This window comes from Alloprevotella tannerae ATCC 51259 (genome assembly GCF_000159995.1).
Lineage (GTDB): Bacteria > Bacteroidota > Bacteroidia > Bacteroidales > Bacteroidaceae > Alloprevotella > Alloprevotella tannerae.
Genome location: NZ_GG700643.1, coordinates 749,197 through 768,809, shown reverse-complemented (window position 1 = coordinate 768,809; position 19,613 = coordinate 749,197). Strand labels below are relative to the sequence as shown.

The 19,613-nt window shown below is 49.9% G+C and carries 14 protein-coding genes; 2 read left to right on the top strand and 12 right to left on the bottom strand.

Annotated features, from left to right (window positions below; all coding sequences use genetic code 11):
- The first annotated feature begins 526 nt into the window (after nucleotides 1-526).
- Complete coding sequence (locus tag GCWU000325_RS09200; RefSeq protein WP_006256242.1) at nucleotides 527-748, top strand: DUF2795 domain-containing protein; 222 nt, start codon at nucleotides 527-529, stop codon at nucleotides 746-748.
- A gap of 266 nt (nucleotides 749-1,014) precedes the next feature.
- On the opposite strand, the gene pckA is transcribed toward GCWU000325_RS09200, so the two are convergent.
- A complete protein-coding gene (gene pckA, locus GCWU000325_RS09195; RefSeq protein WP_040599785.1) occupies nucleotides 1,015-2,622 on the bottom strand; it encodes a phosphoenolpyruvate carboxykinase (ATP) in 1,608 nt (535 codons plus the stop codon).
- Between the two features lie 479 nt (nucleotides 2,623-3,101).
- Between pckA and upp the strand changes: the two genes are divergently transcribed.
- The gene (gene upp, locus GCWU000325_RS09190; RefSeq protein WP_006256238.1) at nucleotides 3,102-3,779 is read left to right on the top strand and encodes a uracil phosphoribosyltransferase; all 678 of its coding nucleotides are present in this window, start codon (nucleotides 3,102-3,104) and stop codon (nucleotides 3,777-3,779) included.
- 1,421 nt (nucleotides 3,780-5,200) lie between these two features.
- On the opposite strand, the gene porN is transcribed toward upp, so the two are convergent.
- The 11 genes from porN to GCWU000325_RS09135 all read right to left on the bottom strand — a co-directional run bounded on the left by porN (nucleotide 5,201) and on the right by GCWU000325_RS09135 (nucleotide 19,544).
- Entirely contained in the window at nucleotides 5,201-6,262 is a 1,062-nt protein-coding gene (gene porN / locus GCWU000325_RS09185) for a type IX secretion system ring subunit PorN/GldN (protein ID WP_006256231.1), read from the bottom strand.
- Between the two features lie 44 nt (nucleotides 6,263-6,306).
- Entirely contained in the window at nucleotides 6,307-7,869 is a 1,563-nt protein-coding gene (gene porM, locus GCWU000325_RS09180) for a type IX secretion system motor protein PorM/GldM (RefSeq protein WP_040599600.1), read from the bottom strand.
- Between the two features lie 40 nt (nucleotides 7,870-7,909).
- Nucleotides 7,910-8,884 (bottom strand): type IX secretion system motor protein PorL/GldL, encoded by a 975-nt coding sequence (gene porL, locus GCWU000325_RS09175; RefSeq protein ID WP_006256228.1) that lies wholly within the window; start codon nucleotides 8,882-8,884, stop codon nucleotides 7,910-7,912.
- Between the two features lie 67 nt (nucleotides 8,885-8,951).
- Nucleotides 8,952-10,424, bottom strand: coding sequence for a T9SS ring complex lipoprotein PorK/GldK (gene porK, locus GCWU000325_RS09170; RefSeq protein WP_083788014.1), 1,473 nt, complete (start codon nucleotides 10,422-10,424; stop codon nucleotides 8,952-8,954).
- Between the two features lie 29 nt (nucleotides 10,425-10,453).
- Nucleotides 10,454-11,404 (bottom strand): PorP/SprF family type IX secretion system membrane protein, encoded by a 951-nt coding sequence (locus tag GCWU000325_RS09165; RefSeq protein WP_006256225.1) that lies wholly within the window; start codon nucleotides 11,402-11,404, stop codon nucleotides 10,454-10,456.
- 1,130 nt (nucleotides 11,405-12,534) lie between these two features.
- A complete protein-coding gene (locus tag GCWU000325_RS09160; protein ID WP_006256221.1) occupies nucleotides 12,535-13,140 on the bottom strand; it encodes a hypothetical protein in 606 nt (201 codons plus the stop codon).
- Nucleotides 13,141-13,619: 479 nt separating this feature from the next.
- The gene (locus tag GCWU000325_RS09155) at nucleotides 13,620-14,288 is read right to left on the bottom strand and encodes a T9SS type A sorting domain-containing protein (RefSeq protein ID WP_006256219.1); all 669 of its coding nucleotides are present in this window, start codon (nucleotides 14,286-14,288) and stop codon (nucleotides 13,620-13,622) included.
- Between the two features lie 16 nt (nucleotides 14,289-14,304).
- The gene (locus tag GCWU000325_RS09150; RefSeq protein ID WP_006256218.1) at nucleotides 14,305-15,090 is read right to left on the bottom strand and encodes an Omp28 family outer membrane lipoprotein; all 786 of its coding nucleotides are present in this window, start codon (nucleotides 15,088-15,090) and stop codon (nucleotides 14,305-14,307) included.
- 3 nt (nucleotides 15,091-15,093) lie between these two features.
- The gene (locus tag GCWU000325_RS09145; protein ID WP_006256217.1) at nucleotides 15,094-16,830 is read right to left on the bottom strand and encodes a DUF6029 family protein; all 1,737 of its coding nucleotides are present in this window, start codon (nucleotides 16,828-16,830) and stop codon (nucleotides 15,094-15,096) included.
- A 58-nt stretch (nucleotides 16,831-16,888) separates the two neighbouring features.
- Entirely contained in the window at nucleotides 16,889-17,380 is a 492-nt protein-coding gene (locus tag GCWU000325_RS09140) for a TlpA family protein disulfide reductase (RefSeq protein WP_006256216.1), read from the bottom strand.
- Nucleotides 17,381-17,588: 208 nt separating this feature from the next.
- On the bottom strand, nucleotides 17,589-19,544 hold the full coding sequence (locus GCWU000325_RS09135; protein ID WP_006256215.1) for an LTA synthase family protein: 1,956 nt from the start codon (nucleotides 19,542-19,544) through the stop codon (nucleotides 17,589-17,591).
- Nucleotides 19,545-19,613: the final 69 nt, after the last annotated feature.

Below are 19,613 nucleotides of genomic sequence, written 5' to 3'. Positions count from 1 at the left end.
AAAACGCTGCATTTGTTTTTTTCACCTTTCAGCATAAGAAATCTCAGTAATGCTCATTCATTTTCAAAGTTATCAAATGGTGTCTCTACGTGTAGATACCACTGTCTCTACTCGTTGAGACCAGCGTCTCTACCCGTCGATGCGATCGTCTCTACCCGTTGAGACACTGAATATCCGCCTGACTGTGTTCGGAAAGCTAAGCTCGGTCCGAGCTTTTACGCCTTTGGTATGTATCAGGATAAGCCTTGTCTGTTTCTACCTTAAGACTGTTTCAAAAAGGCCCCAAAGGAGTATGCCGACAATTGAAATTAAAGGAAGTAGATAGTGAATTGATGTCAGCTTCTCCTCAAAAATTAACAATAAAATAGGAAATGAAGCAAAGAAAATAGCTATTAGAGAGCGAAAGTTTGGAGGAAAGCACTATTTTTGCGGCTCACAAACGCCTTGAGGCTTTATCTTGACACGAAGGTGCGAAGCATGAAAAAGATTCTCACAGAAAATTAGAAATAAAAAAGCGAATATAGTTATGTATTGGACTTTGGAATTGGCCTCAAAATTAGAGGATGCTCCCTGGCCGGCAAGTAAGGATGAGTTGATTGACTATGCTATGCGCTCCGGCGCACCTATGGAAGTAGTCGAGAACTTACAGGAATTGGAGGATGAAGGGGAATTGTATGAGACAATCGAGGATGTCTGGCCCGACTATCCAACTAAGGAGGACTTTCTCTTTAATGAGGATGAATATTAAGCTGATGTAGACATCCGACGAGCAACTTAAAGCGACAAGGCGACAAACGTTATCGTTTGTCGCCTTGTCGTTAGTATATATATATGTATTGTGGGGCGTCCTCTTTAGAGCGTGCGCCCATCAAAGCTTAAAAGGCAAAACCGATATAAGGACGAAAAAGACTGCGCACAAGATTTAGACAAAACCATAAGCGGCCCGCCTCCACAAAGGAAGCGAGCCGCTGACTTTTATATCAAACTTGCGTCGCGAAAGACACAAACTTCTGCTTAGAGTTTCGGACCTGCTGCGATGAGCGCCTTGCCGGCTTCGTTGCCGGAGAACTTATCGAAGTTCTTGATAAAGCGTGCGGCGAGGTCTTTCGCCTTCTTCTCCCACTCAGCTGCGTCAGCATACGTGTCGCGCGGGTCAAGAATTGTAGGATCTACGCCCGGCAATTGCGTAGGTACGACGAAGTTAAAGAAAGGAATAGTCTTCGTAGGCGCTTTGTCGATTTCGCCGTTCAGGATATCGTCGATAATGCCGCGCGTATCGCGAATAGAAATACGCTTGCCTGTACCATTCCAGCCGGTGTTAACCAAATAAGCCTTTGCACCTACACGTTCCATCTTCTTAACCAGCTCTTCAGCATATTTCGTCGGGTGGAGCGACAAGAAAGCTTGGCCGAAGCAAGCAGAGAAGGTCGGCGTCGGTTCCGTAATGCCGCGTTCTGTACCGGCAAGTTTAGCCGTGAAGCCGGAAAGGAAGTAATACTTCGCCTGCTCTGAATTCAAAATAGAAACAGGAGGCAATACGCCGAACGCATCTGCCGACAAGAAGATCACTTGTTGTGCGTGCGGACCCTTGGAAACGGGCTTAACGATGTTATTAATATGATAAATCGGGTAAGAAACGCGCGTATTTTCCGTCACGCTCTTATCGTCGAAGTCGAGCTTACCCGTTTTGCTGTCGACAGTTACGTTTTCGAGCAACGCATCACGCTTAATTGCACCATAAATATCGGGTTCGCTTTCCTTATCGAGACGGATTACTTTCGCGTAGCAGCCACCTTCATAGTTGAAGACGCCCTCATCGTCCCATCCGTGCTCATCGTCACCGATCAATCTACGCTTCGGGTCAGTTGAAAGCGTCGTTTTGCCCGTACCGGAAAGGCCGAAGAAAATCGCAGTGCTTTTTCCGTCAAGGCTCGTATTGGCAGAGCAGTGCATAGATGCGATGCCGCGGAGCGGATTAAAGTAGTTCATCATAGAGAACATACCCTTCTTCATCTCGCCGCCGTACCAAGTGTTGATGATCACTTGTTCTCTGCTCGTCAAGTTAAAGACAACAGCCGTCTCAGAGTTAAGACCAAGTTCTTTGTAGTTTTCTACCTTCGCCTTTGACGCATTATAAACGGTGAAATCAGGCTCAAACGTCTCGAGTTCTTCTTTTGTCGGGCGAATGAACATATTCGTTACGAAATGCGCCTGCCAAGCTACTTCCATAATGAAGCGAACGCGAAGACGAGTGGCGGGGTTTGCACCGCAATAGCCATCGACTACGAAGAGGCGCTTATTGGAAAGCTCTTTCTTTGCCAGATCTTTCAGCACGCTCCACGTTTCCTGCGTCGCCGGTTTGTTATCATTAGGATATTCGGGCGTGTTCCACCATACAGTATCTCTGCTGGTGTCGTCCATTACAATAAACTTATCTTTAGGGGAGCGGCCCGTATAAACGCCGGTGAAAACGTCTACAGCGCCGAGTTCTGAAACGTAGCCTACTTCAAAGCCTTCAAGGCCGGCTTTCGTTTCCTCTTCGAAGAGTTGTTCGTAAGACGGATTGTGCACGATTTCGGTAGTGCCCGTGATGCCGTACTTCGTCAAATCTAATGTTGCCATAGTGATATTCTTTTGTAGATAATTAATCTCTTTTCGTTGGGCTCCAAGCGGCAAATTTTACCCTTTGTAGCAGCAGCAAAATTACGGAAATTTTCCGGACACATCAAGGAATGGTCCTTTTTGTAGCTTTCTTCCCCTAATTCTTAGCCTAAATTTTAGGTATCGCCAAAAAAGCTTGCTAAATTGCAAAATTGAGTTTGCAAAACTACAAAATCCAACTTTCCCGCACGCCGATCCTGACGCGGACCTTCGAAATGCGCGGGCAAGCATTTGGGCGGTAGTCGCACTCGATAAGGCAGGTAAGCGAAAAACATTATGATTTAATGTATTACAACGATATTTTGCGCTATTCATCGGCGCTTTTCGCCCATCCCTGTGCTGCTTGACGCGACGGCAAGCGCAAAGCGTTTTCTTGGTCGTTTGAAAAAAAAGCCGTACTTTTGGCCGATTTGTAACAAATAACAGCTTTTTCTCGACCCATGGAGGTAATAAATTTAGGGGCGGCCAACTCCGTCATCAACAGCTATATGATGCAGCTTCGCGACGTTGATATTCAGCGCAACCGCACGCTTTTTCGCAACAATCTGGAGCGCATAGCGCACGCGATGGCCTACGAACTGAGTCGCCGTTTGCAATACGATGTTCGCGAGGTGCAGACGCCGCTCGGCAAGAAGGACGTAAGCATCTACACGGACCGCATCGTGGTGGGGACGGTCTTACGCGCCGGCCTCTCGTTTCACCAAGGCTTTCTCGACGTCTTTGACCAAGCCGACAGTGCCTTTGTAGCGGCCTACCGCGAAGAGGGCAAACGCGAGGACATTAAAATTCACCTCGACTATCTGGCTTCGCCGGACCTCGATGGCTGCACTTTCCTTATGGTTGATCCGATGTTGGCCACGGGAGGCAGCTTAGAGACGGCGTGGGAGGCTTTTCAACGCAACGGGCGACCTAAAAAACTACACATTTGCGTCGTGATTGCTTCGGAGGAGGGTATCAATTATTTGCAGAAACTCTTCCCTACTAACGATGTCACTTTATGGGTGGCAGCAATCGACCCGCACTTGAACGAGGAGGCCTATATCGTACCGGGCTTGGGCGATGCCGGCGACCTCTCGTTTGGACCAAAGCTGGCGGCGCGCAAACATATTCTTCGCTAACGTCTGACGCTTATTTTTTATTTCCATACACCCACAAAGCGGGGAGCATTCTACGGAGTGCTCCTCGCTTTCTTTTTATCTGATGACGCATTTTTCCGCGCACGCCTTCCGCATTTTTCAGTGCAAACATTTTGTCCAAGCCGTTTTGTATCACGATAAAAAAGGTTTGCCATCGTGATGAAAAAGGTCTACGTTCGTGATAAAAAAGGTCTACGCTCGTGAGCGTAAACCTCCGGCGTAGGAAGTCGTCAGTTAATCCACGAAGTTGTATGGTGGAAAATGGCAATTTGTAACGTGCTATTTTGATCGTCCCTCGCAACATACCGACTCGTGGTCGTTTGAAAGACCAACCCTAAGGGGTTGCTCAAAGGTATGATGCGTTATGCAGAGTTAAAGCGTTGCACACTTTAACCCTGCCCTGCCAAAAGACTAACCCCGATGGGGTTATTTGCGGCGGTGCGGTTGCGGAGATAAGTTGGTGGGGGTTGTGTTTAGGCGCGAGTAGATGCAGTATTAGGTTAAGGTGAGGTTATTTGTGGATGAAGTTTGCGAAAAATGGGTAGGTGGGGGTTGTGTTTAAGTTGCAAGCGAAGAGCATGTTGGTTTCAATAGATCGTTTGCAGAAAGGCCGCGTTAAGAAATTGATTGGAAGGAATCATAGGTCAAGTTGTGGCGAGTCTATTTTGAAAAAGATTGCACACGAGACCTGACATCGATTCGATAAAAAGCGACGACAACCCCTTAGGGTTGGTCTTTTGGCAGGCCGGGGTTAAGGTGCGAAGCGGCTTAACCCCGGATAAACGGATGGAAGTGAGTGCAACCCCATCAGGGGTTGGTCTTTCACCGTGGCAGGGTTGAGGAGCGGAGCGGCAACCCGGACACTAACGACGTGAGTCGTTGCTCGTGCGAATTATAATTGGGTATGTTTCCGTTGCGATTCGACTTGCGGATATTTTTGAAAGACCAACCCTAAGGGGTTGCCAATGCGGCGGTGCGTTAGACAGGGTTAAGCCGCTTCGCATCTTAACCCTGCCCTGCCAAAAGACTAACCCCGATGGGGTTATTTGAGGCGGGAAACATTAAAAAATACGTATTACGTGGGGTGTGAGGCAGATTTAATGGGATTATTTGCAGTGGGAAGCGTTATTAGTTCAGCTTACGTGAAATCCGGGGCGAATATAATGAGGTTATTTTCGGCCTGAAAGGAAAAAAATGACGCTTAAGACAAATCAATGTGTATTGAGTATGTGGTATTATAGTGATGGTGTGCACCTTATCAACCTTAACTAAAAAAGGACTTAGCCTTAACAGGTGAATTGCGGGAATGGGGTGAAACGCGCAAAAAAGGTGTGCCGCAAACCGAAAGATCAGTTTGCAGCACACCTACTTATTTACCTTAAATGCAATCTTATTGCACTAATTTAATGACGCTGGCGGCGCACGCTAAAGCCGGCAGCTTTGGTCGTCTTGCTGCTCTTGGGCTCTTTCGTGCTCGGCGTAGATACTTTCGGAGATTTTGTACGCGTCGTTGTACGACGACGAGCCGTGATGCGGCGCTTCGGAGCGGCGGCTTCGGTAGCTACTGCGGCGGTATCGGTCACGACGGCTTCAGGCTTCTTCACGACGGGCTCTTCTCCCCAAACACCCTTGCGCACATCTTTGAGTTGCTTCTCAATACGCGCCTGTTCACGGTGCATATCTGAATCGGAGGGGCAGTAATTGCTCAAGAGGCGGTCTTGCAGATTGACGGCCTTATAAATATCTCCTTCATAGCGACCCAGCGTAAAATAGTCGTCGGCTGAAAGCGTGGCCGCATTGTTATAATTGCTCTCCATGAGCATGAGTTTGCCCAACTTCGGGGCTACTTCGTCAAAGCGTACCCAAAACATCGGGTAGTTTTGATCTGTTCCGCCAAACTCGCTATCGCCGCGCACAATCACGGGGCAGATCGCAACGACCTTTGTGCGGAAAGTAGCCGTATACTGATCATAATACGTGCTCTCTTTCAAGTAATAAAGTTTGACATCCTCGGAAGGCAGGTCGGCATCGTTGACACGCAAGCGGCCGTCCTTCGCCTCATAATAGATATGATAGCGATCCATAAGCGTGCGCGCCGTCACTTCATTGGCCGCAGAAAAGTCTTCGTTGCCATCAAGCTTATAATCGTAAGCCTTTATCTGGCGGCGAAGCAGAAGATGGAAGAGGTAAGTAAAGAGATTGACGCGTCCATCTTGCGGGGTCGTCGGATAATATAACACGGCATTGGCGTCCTTTTTCAGATTTAAGACGCGATATAAGTCTCTTCGCCAAGCCACATCTTGAGGCATGGCCTGGGCCGTGGGGAAATCGCGATAAGAAACTCCCGTCGGGGCGTTGCGCGTTGCGGCAGAGCGCGTGGCATCTTCAGCCCGGCGTTTCGGCGGTTGGGCCGAGAGCGTCGCTATCGTAAAGGTTGCTATGAGCAGCAAAATGTATCGTTTCATATAGTGTGGACTTATATTTTCAAGACTAAAATGATCTGTCGCCCTTAGTTGACGATGATTTCTACCGGTTGCGGCAGCGTGCGACGCAAACCGTCGGGTCCCACCACGACAACGCGTGAGACGTAGAAGCGCTGGCCACGTCGGAGCGAGCGCATCAAATTGCGTTGGTTCTCGGTGAAGTTGGCACCGTCGGAATTCTCGGGACGGGCATTGCCCATTCGATCAAAGAAGACGGATTCGAAACTCAAGACGCGGAAAGGTATGTCGAGCAGGCCGTCGTCGATGGCGGCGCCGATACCGGCTGCGCCTAAGACAGAGCCTTTGGCGAGGCGGCCGCCCTTAAAGCGATCATTGCCCAGTGCGATATAGGCCGTTGGGTCGGGCAATTTGCGTACTTTGAAGGTGTAAGTGCCCATTTTTTGCGTCTTTCCGTTGACTTCTCCGGTGACGGTGAAGGTGACGTTGTTACCAACGGAGGCGGGGCGCGCCGTATAGTGGCCCTTGCCCTGCGAGGTCAGTGATCCGCCGGTCATTGATAGATGAACCTTATCGGGAGCTATGCCCGAAGCGCTCACGCTGATAGGGTTGTTGAAGCCGGCATAGAGCACGTTCATCAAATCAGCAGCCACAGTGGCGCCGGTTGGCGGCGCTATGACGTTGTATTTCTGAACAAAATTGCGGCGAAGCACCTCTCCGGCTGCGTTTTGCGTGAGAATGTAGCCTGAAAAACTATATTCGCCGGGCCCACCAACAGTAAAGTTGTACTCACCTGAGCCGCTAATCGGCCGCCCATTGACAAAGATCTGCGGGCGTTGCGTTGTGTCGACTGCTGCCATAAAGATTTTGGAGCGGAAGACCTCTCCGGGCATCAACGTCGTGGCTTCAGGCAGTACGTAAGCGTTGAGTTCGTTGACGCGAATGTCCTTCAAATCGACATTGGCGCGCAAGGTATGCAGGACTTGATTCTCAGCTTTTCGGATGTCACTTTGAAGTTTGGAAAGCATCGTAATAGCAGCGATAGCCGGCATATCTTCAAACATATATTCTTGCCAGTTCTTTCCGAGCAAGGAGTTGTCGTTCTTCGGCACGGCTGTGCTCAAATCAGACGCAATAATGGCGCGCTGACGCGGGTCGGTGATGTAGCGGAGGACGTGGGCGCGATAGCTATTGATGGCATTGAAGAGCAACTTTCCTTTCCCGCTGATTGGGGCGAGCATTATGTGGCCCGCAGCATCTAAGTTTTCTTCGTTGTTGAGCCGATCGGGATTTCCTTTGCTCCCATCTGCTTCGCGAGCGATGGCCCACTTGAGTTGTTCGGCAAAATTATAAAGCGAGTCGGACGCGAGGCGCAATTGGTTGGCTTTGGCGTACCACTCGCGCACCTTCGTCGGGTTCTTCTTCATCAAGACGGAAAAATCGTCGTAGAGAGCGCGGTTCTCCTTGGCGGCATTTGTCGTCGTACGCTCCAAGCTATCGCCAATAAGGTGAAAGCCTTTCAAGACGTCGTTGGAGACATTAAGCGCCAACATCGCCATCAACAAGATATACATCAAGTTGATCATCTTCTGGCGAGGAGAAACGGGTCTTTTCTTTATTGTAGAAGGCATTTGCTTATTCTGAAATCGTAGAAAGAAGTGAGGGCGCGCTTTAAGATTCGCTTTGTTCGCGTGGTGCAGCTGCCGACTGGTTGACCATATTCACGGTCAAAGCGTCGATCATTCTTGCATATACGCTGTTGAGACGCTGAATCTGCCCTGCGAGTTTGTGGGTCTGATTGTTGATATCGTCGATCGTACCTACTTGCAAACTGATGCTCTTCAAGTGAAGCTCATATACTTTATTGATGCCGGTAAGCGTGCGATTGAGATTCTCCATCTCTTCACTGTCGCGCGTCAAGCGGGCACTTTGCTCGTCGACCTTCTGGAAGGTATCCGTCAGCGTTTGTAGTTTTTCGATATAAGTCTTCGTCGCCGTTTCCATTTCGGGTGAAAGCACGGCCTGAGCGCGATGGAGCAATTCGTCGTTGGCCGCACGAATAATGGCAGCCAATTGTTCTGCGTCGGCGTCGCGCGGAATTTCGAGCGAACCTTGTGCGGCCGGCGCGGAAGGTTGCGCCGATGGAGCAGGCGTTTGCGCCGATGGAGCAGGCGTTTGCGCCGTCTCTGTCGGAGCGGCTTGCGGCTGCGGCGCGGCTGCTTGCGGTGCAGGAGCGACGTAAGCAGGAGCGCTTACGCCGGACGGCGCTGTAAACACAACCGCCTGCGCAGTCGAGGGAATTGCATCGGGCGTTTCCCTCTCTTCTGTTTCCGGCGTATAACCCTTTTCTTGTGCGGCGAGGGTTGCCGCTATTTCTTCGTCAGTCTGATAATCGTGGGGAAGTTCCTTGCCAATCTCCGTTTTGTCAAACGGACGGTCGAAAGCGGAAAGGAAGAAAACGAAAACCTCCGTTCCCATACCGGCAAAGAGCATTAAATTACCGCCCGGAAGGTGCGTCAACTTAAAGAGAGCGCCCAAAATAACGATAGAAGCGCCCCAGCTGTAGGCATAATTAAGGAATGTTTGCCCGGGAACGCTGTCCATCCAGTGTTGTAGGCGCGTGATGAGATTTATCTTGCTTGACATAAACGCTGCTGTTATTTAGTCTTGCGCAGAGCGATTGCAGCGCTGATGCCGCCCTCGCTCTTGCTATTTATTTTTTCTTTTTTACGCTCACTTTCGCTTTGCCTGTTGCCGTTCCGGCTTTGGAACGCACGCAACGGAAGCCAATAAATGATCGCGGTTGATTCTGATATTCCCACGTACGCCACGCTGAACGGATGTAAGAAAGCGGATCTTTCCACGAGCCGCCACGTACGCTTTTACGCTTGAGCAGATAAGGATCTTCCTTGGCCGCATTATACTTAAGCTGCGGGTTAATATCAGCCATCGCAGCCACGCCTGCTTCCGTGTAAACCGTACCTGTCCACTCTGCAACGTTACCGGCCATATCGAAGAGTCCGTTAGAGTTCGCGCCGTACGTACCCACGCGGCTCGTAATCAAGTTGCCGTCTTGCGTGTAGTCTCCTTCGTCGGGCTTGAAGTTGGCATAGAAGCATCCCTTTCCGTTTTTCTTCACGTCTTGTTCTTGATCGGTCTCCCAAGGGAAGGGATTGCCCTCCTTTCCACGCGCAGCATATTCCCACTCTATCTCTGTCGGGAGGCGATAGCGCTGAATGAAACGCGCTTGTCCCCCTAAACCTTTCATAAGATACTCCGTGCGCCAAGCGCAAAAGGCATTGGCTTGCTCCCAACTGACGCCCACGACAGGATAATCGTCATAGACGTGCGAAGCAAAGTAAAGGCGCGAATAGAGTTCGTTGTTTGCATTGGGAAAGTCATTGATCCAGCACGTCGTGTCCGGATATACATTTACTATATATGTATTTAGGAAGTCCCAAGGACCAGTTAAGGGGCGCTCGATCGTTTGTCTGACGATGTTTCCGTTGTCATCTATATAAGCCGTATCTTTAGAAATCATCACCACCTCGTCCGGATCCACCACGTGGTCCGTATTCAAGTCGCGCTCCGCCGGATTCAAGCGATATTTGCGCAGCGCAGCCTTCTCGTAGTCGTAGATTTCGTAGCGATAATTCATCTGGTGCGCATCGAGCATACGCGTTCCCTCGATGGGGTCCGTTTTATAGACGCTGTTGAGCGCTCTTTCTTGGTCTTCGCTGGGCTTTCGCCACGGAATGGGTTTGGTCCAATTGAGGTGCGGACGCACAGGGTCGCCGTTGCGGTCCTGTGTGATCTTATACGTTTCGTCGCCGCCGTAAGAGGGATCGGCCAAGCGCTCGCGGATAATGGAATCGCGCACCCAATTGACAAACTGTTTATACATCGAGTTGGTGACTTCCGTCTGATCCATCCAGAAGCCGTCGACTGAGATGTCGCGCGAGGGGATGTCAGCGCCCCAAAGCGAGTCGTTTTGTTCTACGCCCGTCTTCAGATAGCCTCTTTTTACTTCAAGCATGCCGTAGGGCGTCGGCTCAGCATAGGCTGCGCCCTTCACGCCGGTCACTTCACCGCCGCTACGCATCGTGCTGCGCCCGCCGAAGCAGGAAGAGAGCATCAGACAAAGCGAAAACAAACAACCAATGACAAGATACTTATTACAACTCATATATTTCATGCACAAAATAGTCGTATTTTTTATAGGAAGCGCACACTCTTGTGAAGATTGCGCTTGCGTTTTTGCAAATTGAGCGGGAGGCGATAGGAGACGGTCAATTCGTGTTGTCCCGCCTGCAAGCCTAAGCCGGACGTGTTGGCTTCATAGGAGTAACTCAAGTCGACTCCGTGGAAAGTGCCTCCCACAAAGAGCGTCACGGAGTGCTGCGGTGCATAAGAAGCGCCGGCATAGAGCCGTTTTTTCTCCCGTTGATAAACGATCCGCCCCGTCAAATCAGCCCGAAAATCGGCATTGCTGTAGCGCAATAACACTGACGGCACTATAACAACTAACGGATTGCGGAATTTAATATTGTATCCGGCCGTAAAATTATACTGTGGCTTCACGTGATACTGATTGGTTTCGCCCAAGCGCACGACGGGAGAGGTGAGATGCAAGAATCCGAAGCCGGCATACCAACGTTTGTGGTGATAATAGACGCCGGCGGAGGCATCAAACGACGATCCGGTAAGCTTTGTCCGCGGAAAAGCGGGGTCGTTCGTTTCGCCCAGATCGGCCTTAGAGCCGTCTAACGTTTCTTGGAGCATATCTGCCTCGCCACCCAAACTCATTACGCCACCAAAGAGCGGGAAATAATAAGCGTATTGCACGGAAAAGCGCTGATGAGAGAAGAGTCCGATCTGATCATTCTGAAAAATAGCGCCCACGCCGTGGCGAGTTGGGCCGAGCATGAACGCAATATCAGCTCCGGCATACATCGTTCCGCCGCTGTTGGTATAGCCTGTGGCGTGCGTTTGATAAGCCATGTTGAGCGAAAGTTGGTCAGAGCGTCCGGCCGTGGCGGGATTAAACTGCGGTTCGAGTTCCCAATAATGGGCGAAAGCGGGATCTTGTTGGGCCAAAGCCTGAAAAGGCAGGCCGACCAAAAGGACTGCTGCCACCAAGCGTATGTATCTCAACAAGTTTCTCATTGCTATTTTATAGGGCGAAGCTTTTTGCCGCCGTCATCTCTATCTAACGTTTCGGCGCGTCTTTTATTGTTTGTCGACGTGCCTACTTGCGAGCGACCGGCAACACCAATCGGCAAAATTAGAAAAAACCACGCAATAGCTTGTATGGAAGGGGCATAAACTTTCTTTCCCTCTCGACCGAGGGCAGCGGTTCGAAAGGCAAGGGAAACCGCCGTATGCCGGCCGCCGCCGCTGCAAGGAGCTACTAAAGGCGATGCCGGAGCAACTATGGAGCTTTTCGCACTGATGCACTTTGTATATTTTTAGGATTTAGTTGGTAAAACCGAGCCAAAGGAGGGATAGCTGTGTAGGAAATCTTGGTTTTTCAAACGAAAATCAAGGCAAGCAGCGAGGCGAATGGCATAAAGAAAGGCGCAATATTGAAAATTTGACTTTTCAATAAGCGTTACGAATTGATAAAAAAGCAGATTAAACGATCAATTCTTGATGGAAAACGCAAAAAAACGGACTTCGAGACCGTATCTTTGCATCGTGTTTTTCATAGTATTAGATTTAGGGTTAACAAGGTTGGGATACAGAGGTATCCCTTTTTTTATGTCTAAACGTAAGTTTGACGAGGCCAACCAATCCTTGGAGACGCTTCTGAAATGAATCTTTTCTTTTTCCGTACAAGGTTACGGCGCATCGCTTAATCGGGGGTGTGCGGCAGCATATTTTCTTTTATAAGGCTACAAGTCGACAAATTATCCCGACACGCGGGAAGCAGGCCTACGGCATACGGCCGCCGTCGGCAAAGCAGGCCGCCAGCCTTTTAAAATGATGTAAAAGGCGAAGAGAGCGAGCAGCCTATTGTCGCCCGATGCTTGACGCTCTTTTCGTTTGGCCCGAGCAAACCATAGTTTGGTGGGAGCATACTATCGTTTGGTGGCAGCAAACCATCGTTTGGCCCGAGCAAACAATAATCTGATGGGCAAGGAAGAAAGAAAAAGGGAGGAAGTGGGAGTTGAAAAGGCGACAAGTAGACCGGCAAACAAGACTGCGCGGCCCGTTATTCATTCCACGCCAAAATCGCGGCGCAACTCGTCGCGCCGCTCTGCACGCGTCTGGCGACGAAAGGTGTGCTTCCAATCTCAGCGGCCGAAGATAGTGGCGTCGGAAGAGGGCGACAGACGAAAACGAAGCGTGGTGTCGGTCAGTTCTTCAATGATGAGTCCGAACAGACCGGTTTCTACTTCTCGAGCGCCGCCATCTACCGGCTCGAAAGCGCTGACTTTGGCGCGTAAAAACCAACCCAATTGCGCCATAGAAAAACGTTCGAAATAAAAATAATTGCGCCCAACGAAATGCCGACTACCATTCAAGCTACCATCTGTGCGGAAGACCAAAAATTTGTAGGCATCGTCGTCATACCACCTACCCAAGAGTTGCGATAGGTTGACGTAGGCATTTACACCTAAAGGATAGTCGCCCGTACGCACAAGGAGGCAGTAGCGATCTCCGGCGCGCAACGCGCCAACGCGGCGATGGTTATAGTCGGGTTCGGCGGGAATGGCGAAGCGGAGGGTATCTCGCTCGTCAGTAACAAAGGTAAACGTAGAATCTTGGCAACTGAGTATGTTACCATAGAAGTCGGTTCGCTTCATTTCGGCAACTTGGACCGCCACAACTTGTGCGCGGAGTGACAATAAGGGAAGGAGGAAGAGAAAGCAAAGGAATGGACGGGGCGTAATCTTCATTTAAATCGTGTTATTTTGTGCAATAATAAGGCTTTAATCAAACTTTTTCGTCGCTCCTCTATATAAATATGGAGCGCCCACAACGAGAAGCGTTCCGACGGCGACTACGGGCAGGTAAAAAGTAGGATGGGCTTGGTCAAAAGCGGCCTTCAGCGGACAAGGCATCAAATTAAGCGGCTGACGCAAGGAGCATACGCCGCCCGGCTACTGCGAAAGGCTGACGAAAACGGGAAGGCCGAAAGGAAAAGGGCGCGATGCTTTACCACATCGCAACTTTTCGCCTCATCAAGGCCAACGCTACTAAGGCCTAACGGCCATTGGCGCCTTGCATAAGGAGAACAGCCAAAAAAGAAACGGGCGCGGACAGCACCAAAGATGCTGCTTCGCGTCCGTTATAAAGCGATCATCCGCCTAAATCTTCGCTTTTCAGAATCACTCTCCAATATGACTTGAAAAAAGCGCCGACGGAATGATTAAATTTAGCGCACTAAGATCTTTTCAACCTTACCGGGCTTGCCGTTTACCTTCGTCTTGCAGATGTAAACGCCGCGCGTCAGACCGATTACATCGCTCTTCTTCGCATTGGTCAAGACCATCTTGCCCGCCGTGTCGTATACGTCCATCAGAACGTTGCCAACCTTCACGTTGGTTACACTCGTCGGGTTATAATCAAACGTTACTTTAATTTTCGGGCCGTTCATATAAGTCGGCTCGCCCCCCGCTGTCGGCTCGTAATATTGCAATTGGAACGTCGCAACGCACTTGCCTTTTGCTGTGGGCAACCATTCAGTAGCCATCTCCTTCACTTCGCCGGCATCCATCGTACCAGGTTTTGTAATATACTCTTTTGCTTCGCTGTTAGAAGTACATTCTGAAGGGAAACAAACTTGGATGGCGCCGTTATCAATCTGCATAATATTGAAGATAAGACGCACGCCCGCCTTTGCATTCTTCGTGTTCTTCACTGACAAGGGCAAAACGATCTGATCATCGCCCCAAGGCGCCTCAACTTCAGTTAAAGTCAGCTCTGCGCCGTTTTCAACGACCTTGCCTTCCTTATCTACGAACTGCAAAGTCTTGTCGACTTGTGCCTGTGCTGCGAATACGCCGCAAGCAAACAGGGCTAAAATGGATAGAATCTTTTTCATATTACACTCAAATTTATTATTGGATTTTCTTTTTGATGACTTGCAGGACGCCACCGGCATCGTTGTAGACGAAAGCTACGACACTCACATTCTCCGGCTTGTATTTATCAGCCAGAGTGTAGTCGAACTGCTTCGTTTCGCTGGCTGCCTTGGCTACCGTAACGGGCGTTCCGTAAGGCTCGTTGACGCTGGCGCGGAACACGTGGTTGTGCACGTAGTTCTTATTCAGACTTCCGTCAGGCATCTGTTGAGGTAAGACGATATTATCTTCGATGAGCCAGATCTGCAACTTGCCTTCGACGGCTTCATTGCCGGTCATCTTCACGGCAACGTTTAACTTGCGTGATGCTGCGTCGTAAGTCGTGCCGGACAAATCTAAGTCTACGGCCGGCTTCATCTGTAAGCGCTTCACAACTTCAGCACTCCAAGAAGTGAACTCCAAGTTCTCGCCGCGATCAATCTTTCCTTTCGGCCACGTCGTCACGTTCCAATGTTCGTGATAGGCTTTTCCTTGCTCCGTAGCCAAACCCTTCGGATTCGTTTCGGGGAGCGACAAGGCACCACCGTGAATGGCAACGGCGATAACGTGATCTTCGCCGTAAAGGCCTTGCAACTCGTGAATAACATCCGTAGCTTTCGGACAGTTAATACATTTCTGTCCGGTAAAATCTTCGATCAAGACGTTCTTAGCTTTTTGCACATCAACGGGATCTTTACCGTAGCGCTCAGACTCACTAATATTGTCGCACGCTGCAAAGGCAACGGCTGCCAAACTCAGGAGCAAAAAATTCTTTATCTTCATATCTTAAAAACCAAAGTTGTAGGAAATCTGCACGCCCTTTTGCGCGGGAACCCAACGGCAGACACCGCCGGAACAATTGAAGCCTGCACGGGTCTTACCATAGCTCACTTGCAAACGGTGCGGGCCGTTCGTGTAGCAAACGGAGGCCATATAGAAATGTACGGCGTTCTCATGTCCGGGATTTGAGGCATCAGGAACGTGCGCATTGTATTGGTCGGAAATTGTAAACATCCAGTTGGGCATGAAAGAAAGTTCTAACAAGCCGAAAACCCAATCTTTTTGATCCTGTTTCGTATGTAGGTATTGCGCTTCTCCACGCAAGGTAAACTTACGATTGAATTGGTACTTGCCTTCTGCGATAAAGACGTTGGATTTTATGGTGCCACCCTCGCCTTCTACGACTGTCTTGTTGTAGCGTTGGTTCAAGTACATCAAGTTCAACTTAAACTTCTTCGAAAGCTTCTTCTCAACCTGGACATTGATGTCTTGGAAATAGGTTTGCTTACCCATACCAAAGAATTTTGAGGTATAGCCGTCCGTACCTTTGAGCTCGGTGATGGGTTTGCCCGCTGCATCAACGAGCGGCTGCGTCTCAATACCGCGAATGTGGGAAGCGTTTACCTTTACGTGCATACCGTATTTGCCACCCAGCGCCGTGTGACGCTTAAATTGGTAACCGAATTCGCCTTGGAAAGCCCACTCGCCCGGTACGTTTTGCGTAGCATACGGATAGAGCGCCGCAAGCGCGTAAGTTTGCTGCATAGAGAACGCGGGCAGGTGATTGATGAATGAAGACGTACCCGTCATCGTGCGACGACTGCGCCAACTCATATCTTCGCTGCGTTTGATTTGCAGCAAAGCGCTGATGCCTTTCATCGAATAAGAAGCCGACAGCATCGCCGCACGACCTTGACGATAAATATAGCCATTGTCGAAACTGGGATCTTGGCTCTTCTGCGCGTATTCGGCCAACACGTTGAAGCCGCCCTTCTGCAAGTTGGCGCGCACGTCGAAGCCGCCTACGTTTTTCGGCAGGTTAAGCTTGTAGTTTCCCATTATATCATTACCAAACGCATCCTTTTGGCCCGTGGGGCGGAGCGCAAGAATATCCTCGTCGCCTTCGTGTTTCGTCACAGCCGACAAGCCGAGCGTAAGATAAGTATTGTGCTCGCGCAACGACTTCACCCATTGGTCTAAATTCAACTCTACATCGGCGCCGGTAATCCAACTCTTGTTGTGATTCCAATAGCGGCGCTGCTTACCCGTGAGGGCTTTCAGCGTAACGCCTTTGAAGGGGCGCAACACAAGACGTGCGCCGCGCAGCGAATTGTCGATGCCGAGGCTACGTTCTTCGTAAGTACGGAAGATAAAGCCCGAACCAAATTGATCGTAGTTGTCGCCAAGCGTCAATTCAGCCCATTTATAATGACCTTTTACGTAGAAGTAAGGAATACCCCAACCGCCGTAATCTTTCTCAAAGCCCGGCAGCGGATGCTTTGTAAACTCGAAACGCGTGCCGGCCTCTACATACTTGCTCATCAAGTGTAATTCGGCGAAAGTATTGGTGCGCGCCCATTCTTTATAAGAGCCCGTACCAATCTTTTTATCCTCTTGCGGAATCAGAATATCGCTCTGCACGCTACCGACGAGTTTCAACTTACCGCCCTCGTCGCCATTTTCCTGCGCCAAAGCAGGAAGTGCAGTAGCCAATGCCAATAGGCTTATGTAAAATCTATTCATAATAAACAACAAGGCACTTGTCGCAGCGTTTTCACCCTACGACAAGCGCTCATTAAAGTTATTTTACGCCGGCTATTTCTTTGACTTTCTCGTAGAGTTCTGCCTCTGCGCCCTCCGTATATCCACTGTGGCTGTAAGCTACTTTGCCATTGCCATCGATAATGAAGGAGTGCGGAATGAGATTCACGCCCATTGCGCGGCGGAAGTCAGAGTTAGGATCCAGCAAGATCTGATATTCCCACCCATAACCATCTACGAGCGGCTTCACTTTCTGAATATTCTGACCCTCATCAATTGAAATCGCAATAATGCGAACACCGGTCTCTTGTTGCCAGTCCTCATATACCTCTTGGATGGCCTTCAATTCGCGGTTACAAGGTTTGCACCAAGTTGCGAAGAAGCTGATCACGATAGGTTTTCCTCCATTCGAAAGCGTATCCGTGCGGACTGCTTTGCCATTTATGTCTTTCAACTGAATGGCGGGAAGTTGTGCAAAGCTTGCGCAAGCAAAGCCTGCGAACAAGAGAGCGGCTAATAAGAATCTTTTCATAGCTCAATTTTTATTTCTTTGGTTACGACAGCAAAAGTATATATTTAGTTGGAAACAACAACCTTTTATCCCCTTTTTTTATTCATTTATTATAGTTCTACGCAGTATGAGCGGCGCTGCAGCGCAATGTATCTATAAAAGCATCAAGCTGTGATCGAGAAAGCGAAAGTCGGTCGCAACAGATCTGAGGACGCACACGGTTGCCACCTTAATGCCGCGCCGCTTTCCGATCAATCGTCTGCTTTTCACGTACGAGTTTAGCGGCCGTCTGCAAGTTGGCAAAGACGAGCATACGCAACTTGCGCGTGGCCTCGTTCTCCGCAATCGGGCGATACTTTCCTTGATCTACAGCGTAAGTATACGCCCGTTCAGCGTCCGGACTATAAAGATACAGATACTCGGCATTGCGTGCGGCCACCACATTATCGGCCGAATAGAAAATAGCTTCGCGGCGGCGCGTTGTCAAGTCCACGCCAAAGTTGTTTTGCACGTAAGGCAGGCGTAGCAGGCCCAATATGGTCGGCGCAATGTCCACTTGCCCCGCAAAATCTTTGCGTTGCTCGCGCGGCAATCCCGCACCATATATAATAAGGGGCACGTGGTTGCAACTTTCCGGCAGAATCAGGCCGTCAGTAGGCAGATGCTCGATGCGTTTGCCGTGATCGCCGACAAAGACAAACAACGTATGTGCAAACCAAGGTTGTTTGCGAGCCTCGGCCATAAACTTGCCGATGCTCCAATCGGCATATTCTACGATTTGGTCTTCTATCTGCTTACTTTTGGGGTGAAAATCGGGCGGAATGATGTAAGGCGGATGATTCGAAACGGTCAAAATCGTCGCAAAGAAAGGCTTTCCGCTGCGTGCACGCTGATTGATGATGGGTAGCGCATAAGAAAAGAGGTAATCATCTGAAACACCAAAATGATTGACAACCTTATCGCGCGGATAGTCTTCTTGCGCATAAACTTCGGCAAAGCCATTGGTCCGCAAGAAGGCGTTCATGTTATCATACTGTCCCTCATGAGGAATAAAGAACAGCGTTTGGTAGCCCTTTTCTCGCAATACGGTGGGCAGTCCGGCGTAGCGAGGCACGACGGAGCCGCGCATCATGTTGCGTTTGAGTTGGGCCGGAAAGCCGTAGAGCGTAGCATAGACGCCTTGGTTCGTATGATTGCCGGCCGAATAGCAATTTTCAAAACTCAAACCTTGGGCAAAGAGGCTGTCAAGGGTTGGTGTAAGATGCGAAGGGTTGCCAAATGTGCCCATAAACTTCGTACTCATCGACTCCATAAAGACGACTACGACGTTATCATAGCGGGGCTCGCCCTCAGGACGTACGACTTGTGCCAGCGGAGAGATGCCGGGCAGTCCGCTGCGCCCCAAATCCCGGCGCACAAAAGCGAGCGCAGCGTTTTCATCCATCAGTTGCACGGGCCGATTCTCTTTACGAGCATCGTCAAGCGTGCTGCTGATCAGACTAAAAGTCGCATTCAGCCCCAAATTGTTCAAATCTGCATTATCACAATAATAGACTACGCTACTCTTAACCGGGTTATAACCTAAACGCCCTCGCGCGCCCAGCACGCAAAGTCCGCAGACAGGCAGCCACAGCAGCAAACAAAGGCCGCGCGCCCGCCAAGTTTTTGGCAAAGCAGACAAATAATGCAGGAAATACCTGCGCAGCCGGTAAAGGCCATAAGCGTAAGCAGCCGTCACGACGGCCCATAAAGCGATATATTTCCACCAAGATGCTTCCCCGAAGAGCATACCTATCGTCTGCGAAGGATAGGCGGCCCACTGCCAAATCGTGGAGTTGAGAGACTGATTAAAGTAATTATAAAAGGGAATGTTGGCCGCTGCAGCCGCAAAGGCCAAAGCGTAGAGACTGCCCAGCCAGATATTCAGGAAGCGCAGCAGACCTTTGCCGGAAAAACCGCAAAGCCGGGCGACCAGCGCTACCGACAAGGGCAGGAGCATGAGGTAAGAACCGACAACGTTGTCCATCCAAAGGCCGCGCAAGAAAGCGGGCCAAGCCGGCGTCGTCTCAGCAGCCAAAGCCGATTGCAGAGAAAGATAAAAACAGAGGCGGAAAATCATCAAGCAGACAAGCCCACCGAGGTGGGCTGTCGCTAAGTAGGTTAACAAGGTCAGGTGCTTCTTCATTGATGTGTCTTTCGGGAGGCAAAAGTAGCAAGAATTTTGAATGACACGCACACAAGTATGTTAAACTTT